This window comes from Clostridium aciditolerans (assembly GCF_016316925.1).
In the GTDB taxonomy this organism is placed as follows: Bacteria; Bacillota; Clostridia; order Clostridiales; family Clostridiaceae; genus Clostridium_AM; species Clostridium_AM aciditolerans.
The window spans coordinates 1-7,448 of sequence record NZ_JAEEGB010000042.1 but is presented as its reverse complement, the minus strand read 5'-3'; the positions used below and the strand labels follow the sequence as shown (position 1 = coordinate 7,448).

Annotated in this window: 7 protein-coding genes; 6 read left to right on the top strand and 1 reads right to left on the bottom strand. The window is 28.3% G+C overall.

The features are described from left to right. From I6U51_RS22095 to I6U51_RS22075, 5 genes are all read left to right on the top strand, one after another. On the top strand, positions 1 to 1,404 hold a 1,404-nt coding region (locus I6U51_RS22095), incomplete at its 5' end, for a spore germination protein (protein WP_211144727.1). Between the two features lie 12 nt (positions 1,405 to 1,416). After that, on the top strand, positions 1,417 to 2,511 hold the full coding sequence (locus I6U51_RS22090; protein ID WP_211144726.1) for a GerAB/ArcD/ProY family transporter: 1,095 nt from the start codon (positions 1,417 to 1,419) through the stop codon (positions 2,509 to 2,511). Beyond that, positions 2,498 to 3,604, top strand: a complete 1,107-nt coding sequence (locus I6U51_RS22085) for a Ger(x)C family spore germination protein (RefSeq protein ID WP_211144725.1) — start codon at positions 2,498 to 2,500, stop codon at positions 3,602 to 3,604. The genes I6U51_RS22090 and I6U51_RS22085 overlap by 14 nt, the downstream gene beginning before the upstream one ends. Beyond that, entirely contained in the window at positions 3,604 to 4,698 is a 1,095-nt protein-coding gene (locus tag I6U51_RS22080; RefSeq protein ID WP_211144724.1) for a GerAB/ArcD/ProY family transporter, read from the top strand. The genes I6U51_RS22085 and I6U51_RS22080 overlap by 1 nt, the downstream gene beginning before the upstream one ends. Continuing rightward, complete coding sequence (locus I6U51_RS22075) at positions 4,685 to 5,830, top strand: Ger(x)C family spore germination protein (protein WP_211144723.1); 1,146 nt, start codon at positions 4,685 to 4,687, stop codon at positions 5,828 to 5,830. Before I6U51_RS22080 ends, I6U51_RS22075 begins: the two co-directional genes overlap by 14 nt. Positions 5,831 to 5,922: 92 nt before the next feature. On the opposite strand, the gene I6U51_RS22070 is transcribed toward I6U51_RS22075, so the two are convergent. Beyond that, entirely contained in the window at positions 5,923 to 6,804 is an 882-nt protein-coding gene (locus tag I6U51_RS22070) for a polysaccharide deacetylase family protein (protein ID WP_211144722.1), read from the bottom strand. 314 nt (positions 6,805 to 7,118) lie between these two features. Between I6U51_RS22070 and I6U51_RS22065 the strand changes: the two genes are divergently transcribed. After that, positions 7,119 to 7,328 carry a (2Fe-2S)-binding protein gene (locus tag I6U51_RS22065; RefSeq protein ID WP_211144721.1) on the top strand — a complete coding sequence of 70 codons (210 nt, stop codon included), beginning with the start codon at positions 7,119 to 7,121 and terminating at the stop codon, positions 7,326 to 7,328. The last annotated feature ends 120 nt before the right edge of the window (positions 7,329 to 7,448 follow it).

The window sequence follows — 7,448 nt, the reverse complement described above, 5'->3', positions numbered from 1 at the left end:
ATAAAGAAATTCTATATTGGAAAAGTTCAACCTCTAGATGCTGCTCTAATATATGTTAACGGACTTGCTGATAAAACAATTATAGACAGAGATATTTTAAATCCATTAATGTTTAAAATTGAAGAAGATTTGCCTGAAAAAGAAAACCTGGCAGCTTATATTTCTAAAAAATATATCTCTATGAGTAATACATATATTAAAAATAACCTAAGTAACATTGTTCACGAGATAAAGAGAGGCAACTCTGCTATTTTAATAAATCAAATGAGTGAAGCAATAATTTTAGATACTAAAGGAGGCCAATATCGTTCTATAGGAGAGCCTGAAAATGAAACAACTATTAAAGGTCCAAGAGAAGGTTTTATAGAAAATCTATCAACAAATTTAAGCATTTTAAGGAGACGAATTAAAGATAAAAATTTGGTGATAGAACAATTTGTATTAGGACAGCGTTCCGAGGTCGATGTTGCCATTGTATACTTGGAAAATTTAGCGGATACAAGCATAGTGAATGAATTAAGAAAGAGAATTAACTTAATAGACGTAGATAAAATAACAGATTCTGGAGTTCTGCAGCAATATCTAGAGGAGTCTACTTATTCTGTTTTTCCTCAATCCTATGCAACAGAAAGACCGGATGTGGTGACATCAAATATACTTGAAGGCAAAATTGCAATCATTGTATCTGGTACTCCTTTTGTCATTACAGTTCCTGCAGTTTTTATAGAATTTTTTCAAACTGTTGAGGATTATAATTTTAAAACTGTGCCTGGTTCACTATTTAGATTATTAAGAGTTGCCTCTATTTTTATAGTAATTACTTTACCCTCTATATATCTGACTCTTATTAAGTTTAATGCAGAACTTATACCAATTAAGTTTATAACACCTATTGTTCAATCAAGAATAGGAATAGCTTTAACTCCTTTCTTAGAGATAATGGGAATGGAAGTTTTAATAGAAATTTTGCGTGAAGGTGGATTGAGACTTCCAAGTAAGGTTGCTCAAACACTGAGCGTTGTTGGAGGAATAATTATAGGTGACACTGCTGTTAGATCTAAAATGGTTAGCCCAACAACTTTATTTCTTGTTGGTATCACTGTAGTAACTTCCTTCGTAATACCTAATATTGAAATGTCTTTAGCTATAAGACTTTTAAGGTTTCCTATGCTTATAATATCAAATTTTTTAGGCATCTACGGCATAGGCATAGGTTGGTTTTTAATTATAGTTCATTTATTTTCCCTCGAAAACTTTGGTGTTCCATATTTAGAATTTACCAAAAATGATATGCTGGATACTTTTATAAGGGCACCAATTTGGATGCATAATAAAAGACCTGAAGTTATTCCTAATAAAGACCCGATAAGGCAAACAGACTTCAGAAAAAAATGGAAAAATTAAAGAGGAAGAAAGATGACTAAAGGGAAGTATAATACCTTAACCGCTAACCAAATGAAATGTTTTATAATTGGTGCTGCCGTTAGCTCTGGAATACTTAGCTTACCTAATTTTCTGGTAGAAGTTGCAAAACAGGATGGATGGATTTCTTCAATATTAGGCGGTATTTATCCTTTTTATATGATTCTTATATGTATTTATATAAGTAATCAGTTTCCCAATGATAATATTTTAACTCTTAGTAAGAGGTTTTTGGGAAAATATCTAGGAAGCTTTTTAAATTTATTATTTGCTATAAATTTTATATTTTACTCTGCAGTACCGCCTTCTAGCATATCTAACTTTCTTAGAACTTATGTTTTAGATTTTTTAAGTGCACCAAAGTTTTTGCTTATATTTATTAGCATAGGAGCCTATACTGCCTATAAAGGGTTATATGTTTTAGGAAAGTTAAGTGAATTAGCTTTTTACATTATCCTTTTTATCATAATTATACCTTTATTCGAGTTAAACTTTGGAACACTATTAAATATGCAACCAGTATTTCAAAATGGCTATAAAAACATATTAATTGGAAGCATAAATTCATTATATTCCTACGGCGGCATAGAAATAATGTTCATAGTTTATCCTTTTATAAAGAACTCAGCAGAATTTAAGAATTCATCATTAAAAGCAGCTATGCTTCTTTGTTTTATTTATTCCTGGGCTACATTTACAACCATATACATTTTAGGTATTGATTTTATACCTAAAACCATATGGTCATCTATTTTTGTTGTAGAAAAGATAAAACTCCCATTCTTAAATAACTTTAGGTACATAATAATGTTTTTATGGACTTTAGTTACTCTTAAAAGCTTAGCAATTAACTACTTTGCTTGTGCTTTTATTTTGAAAGATACCTATAGAAAAATAGAATCTAAAAAAATTTACTTATTTATATTTCTAATAATATTTTTCTTGTCTCTATGTTATGGTAATGAAGTTATAATAAAAGATTTAGTAAGAATTATTGCACCTATATTAGTAATATTCTCTGTGCTTTATGTATCTCTTATTTCACTAATAATTTTTGTAAAAAAGGGTAATGCATATGAAAAAAAATAGTGCTGTTATATTATTAAGTGTTTTACTATTTATATATTTGTTAAGTGGCGCAGATAGGCTGCCAGCAGAAGAACTCTCACTTCCATCAGGCACTGGATTTGATATAGAGCAGAGAGGTTCAGAAGACTTACTATATACTACATCTATTAGCGCTTATATATTTAGCCAAAATTCAAAAGTTATAACCAAGTTATATACTGGAACTGCAACAAGTCCAGCAGAAACACGCAAAGACAGACAGAAAAAAATGGATAAAAAATTTATTTTAGGTCTTGAAAAGGTAGATATTTTTAGCGAGGATTATGCAAAATCAGGAATAAGACCTACAATGGATATAGTTTTAAATTCTAATACTGTAAATGATCTATCAGAGGTTGCTGTATGTAAGGGTAAAGCCTCTTCTTTATTAGAGTATAAAATTCCAGCTTATTCGGGTTCCTCAGACTATATTGAAGGTATGCTTAAAAGTGCAAGTAATTATAACTTTTTTGAAAAAAATTTCCAATTACTAGACTTTTTAGTAAGAATAGAGTCAGAAGGAATTAACGCTGTTTTGCCTTATATAGAAATAAGAGAAGAAGGCTTGCAAATCACAGGCGCTGCATTATTTAAAAATGATAAAATGGTAGCTAAAACAAATATTGAAGATGCTAGAATATTAAATGCACTGAAGAATACTAAAGGTAAAGGCATGCTCACAATAGTAGAAGGTTCTAATCATTATATTGATTTTTATTCAAAGGTTAGAAGAACTGTAAGTTGTAAGAGAGAGGATGATAACTATAAGTTTAATATTAATTTAAAATTTAAAGGAGAGATTGTTAACAATGAACTTTATTCACAAATAGGCTATAGCGAAAAAACGAAAAAAGAATTTGAAAATATATTAGAAAGTAAGATAGAAGATATGTGTAATAAATTTTTAGATAAAATGAAGAATGAATATAAGGTAGATTCCCTAGGACTTGGAAGAGTTGCTGCTGCAAAATATGGAAGAGATACAAATGTTGATTGGGATCAAATAGTTTGCAATTCTGAAATAAAGGTAAAAGTAAATGTAAAACTAGATAGACAGGGAAGAGGGGATTATTGATGGGAATTCAAAAAAATAACCTCTTAACTGCTAGCGAGATTATGCATATTTTAATAGGCTCAATTATTGGTATAGGAATACTGAGTCTACCAAATTCTTTAGTTGAAAATGCATACCAAGATGCGTGGATATCTGTTGCAATTGGATCAATATATCCTATATATATTATTTTATTAATTATTTTTATTGTTAGTAGATATCCAAAGGATAATATACTTGTTTTAAGCAAAAAATACTGTGGTACATTTATAGGAACCATATTAAATTTTGCATTTTTAACTTTTTTTTTCGTATACACAAGTTTATCTCTAGCAGGTTTTAGTAATTTAATAAGGACATATTCTACACCTTATATTTCCTCTTTTAGTATCGTATTTACCTCTACTCTGATAATAGCATATACAGCTTATAAAGGAGTAAAAGTTTTAGGAAAAATAAATCAGCTATCCGCCTATTTGTTAATGATTCTCATATTAGCTTCTATTCCTGCTTTAGCTAAAGGAAGAATTGAAAACCTATTTCCTATGTTTCAAAGCAACTTTAAAGGTATCTTAAAGGGAGCTAAAGAGTCTACTTTTTCCTATGCTGGATTAGAATTTATAGCAATAATATATCCCTTTGTAAATGATGCTAAAAAAGTTAAAAGTTCTTTGCTCAAAGGTATACTTATACCAGCAATAATCTATATATATGTAGTCTTTATAACTATATACTATTTAGGTGTGGATATAATTCCAAAAGATTTTTGGTCCTTTGTAGTAGTTATAGAAAGTGTTACAATAACAGTTATAAATAATTTTAGGTTTATATTTGTAGTTCTGTGGATTGGTATAGAAATACCATTATGTTCAAATTATTTTTATGCTTTAACCTTTATATTGAAAGATATATTCAAAAAAACAAGTAGAATGTTAAGCTTTATTTTGTCTTGCATTCTAATTGTCGCTTTGACAATGATGTTTGTAAATGAGCCAACAAGGAAAAAGTTTTTAGAATTTTTTGTTCCAAAATATACAATTTTTAATATATTTTATATATCATTAATATCCTTACTTATATTTTTTAAAAAGGGTGAAAAAAGTGAAAAATACTAAAGTAATTAAGTTTATTATTTTTCTATGTATCGCAATAACAATAGTTATGATATTTAGTGGCATCGAACAATTTAGTCCTGTAGAAAACCTAACTATTGTAGTGGGGAGTGGATATGATATAGAAAAAGGTACATCTGGTAATGTGGTATATAAAGTTCCACGATCAACATATATATTTGAGAGTACTTCCTCAGTTATAAATAGAGTATTTACAGGGACCTCAATGAGCATAGGTGAAACTAGGCAGGACAGACAAACAAAGCTGGATAAGTTAGATATATTTGGGCTAGATAAAACCTTCATTATAAGTGAAGAAACTGCCTATTATGGAATCAAACCTATAGTAGATATACTTTATAAAAATCCTATGGTAAACAATAACGCAAATGTATCTGTATGTAAAGGGAAAGCTATCACTTTGCTAAAGTTTAAGATACCTAATTACCCCAGTTCTTCTGATTATATAGATGGTCTTATAAGAAGCGCTAAAGATCAAAATTTCTTTTCTAGAGAGTATACTTTATCAAATCTATTTGTAAGAGCTGGAGCTGAGGGAAGAAACATAGTGCTGCCATATATCGAAATCAAGAAAGAAGAATATCCATCAAATGAAAGTACAATTGAAATTACTGGCTCAGCATTATTTAAAAAATATAATATGGTAACTAAACTTGATATAGATGATACTAGAATAATGAACTTATTAAGAGAAAGTAACGTTAAAGGAATACTGAAAATTCAAGATAGTTCTAAAAAATTTGTTGAATATTATGGTAAATCTAAAAGAAAAGTAAAATGTTCTAAAGAAGGAGACAAATATATATTCACAATAAATATAGATTTAACTGGTGATATTATTACAAATCAATTATTGAAAGATCTCAATGACGACTTAAATGTAAAGAAGGAATTTGAAAATAATTTAGCTCAGGTAACTGAAAAACAATGCTATGAGTTTATAGATAAGATGAAAAATGTATATAAAATTGATTGCTTAGAACTAGGAAGAACTGCAGCTTCAAAGTACGGTAGAAGAACAGGTGTAGATTGGAATGAAATCATAAGCAAATCAGATATAAGAGTAGATGTAAAAGTACACCTGGATAAACAAGGTAGAGGTCATTTTATGTAGAATATATATCAAAGGTAGAAAATTGACTTATACCCCGGGATGTGTAAGTCAATTTTCTAGTTTAAAATCCTATACTTAAGTACAATTCTCAATTATTTATATGCCTTTATATCCAATAATTTGTCTAAAGTCACTATTTCATATCCTTTTTCTTTTATACCTGATATTATTTTAGGTAATGCAGCTGCTGTTTCTGATTTATCACCATTGCTATGCATAAGAATTATATCTCCAGGACGCAAATTATCAAGTACATTTTTTATTATATTATCTCTTTCCTTTTGTGACCAATCTAAAGTGTCTATAGACCATATAACTGCTTTATTGTTTGTTTCCAATATATCCTTTACTATCCGATCATCTATATCTCCATAAGGTGGACGTATAATTGCAGGCTTTTTTCCAATGATCTTAAATATTTCATTCTCGGTTCTAAGAATCTGATTTTTAATTGTATCATTATTTTCTTTCTTAAAATCTGGATGGTTATAACTATGATTTAATACTAAATTCCCTTGTTGATATGCCTTTTTTACTACATTAGGACATTTAGTGATATTTTCTCCTGTAAAGAAAAAATTTCCTTTCACATTGTTTTGTTTTAATATTTCCAAAACCTTTGGAGTAATTCTTCCATCGGGACCATCATCAAAAGTCAATGCAACTTGTTTCTTAGTAGTATCCCCATTCACAAATACATAATCAGGATTCTCTCTTGCTACTCTAATAATATCTTCCATCCACTTCTTCGCACTAGCTTTTTCTTTTTCTGCAAGCTTATTTGATTTTCCAAGTATCTCATATATAACTTTTTCATTATTTTGCTTCTCATTTTGCAAAGTATTTTTAGTGCCTTGATTTGTATGACGAATATTGCTGGGATTTTTACTCTCTGTACTTAGTTTGTTATCACAAGAACTTAATAAAAACGAACAAGTTATTATTAAAATTATATTTATAATATTTTTCATCATAATATGCTACCTCCAAAACAAGAAATCAATTAGTACTCACGGATAACTTCTACTTCTAAAATAATTGATTCTACAATAATAAGATATAATATTATTTTTGTAAATGAAATTTTTCTTTACTTTTTTGAAAAATAATTTTATAATATTTATATAATAATAAATATTATAAAATATTTATTATTATATAAATATTGATTCACTTATTCCCTTATTTATTATAATCTGAGCCCCCCATTTTTTTCAATAAGATAATATATGATAGGATATTAATATAATTATCTACTATATAAAAATTTATAATTGGAGTGATATTAATGGAACAAAATATAAATGCTGAAATTCTTGATAAGCTTACAAAAGTTTGCCTTTGCAAAGGTATATCAAGAGCATCAATAAAAAAATCTATATTGAATGGAGCCAAAACTATAGATGAAGTTAGAAAGGCTACTGGAGCTGGCTCTGGCTCTTGCTGTGGAAGACGTTGTACTCCCAAAATTGAACAGCTATTAGAAGAATTAAAATAACAAAAAAACAGTATATGTAAGCTTATTACATATACTGTTTTTTTGTTATAAGTAACTTATTATTGAATAAGGTTTTTTAAAGTAATATACTTAAGATGGATAATTATAGTTATTATTTTA

Coding starts and splice junctions, on each gene's coding strand:
- I6U51_RS22090 (WP_211144726.1), top strand. CDS start 1,417: ATGACTAAAGGGAAGTATAATACCTTAACCGCTAACCAAATGAAATGT.
- I6U51_RS22085 (WP_211144725.1), top strand. CDS start 2,498: ATGAAAAAAAATAGTGCTGTTATATTATTAAGTGTTTTACTATTTATA.
- I6U51_RS22080 (WP_211144724.1), top strand. CDS start 3,604: ATGGGAATTCAAAAAAATAACCTCTTAACTGCTAGCGAGATTATGCAT.
- I6U51_RS22070 (WP_211144722.1), bottom strand. CDS start 6,804: ATGATGAAAAATATTATAAATATAATTTTAATAATAACTTGTTCGTTT.
- I6U51_RS22065 (WP_211144721.1), top strand. CDS start 7,119: ATGGAACAAAATATAAATGCTGAAATTCTTGATAAGCTTACAAAAGTT.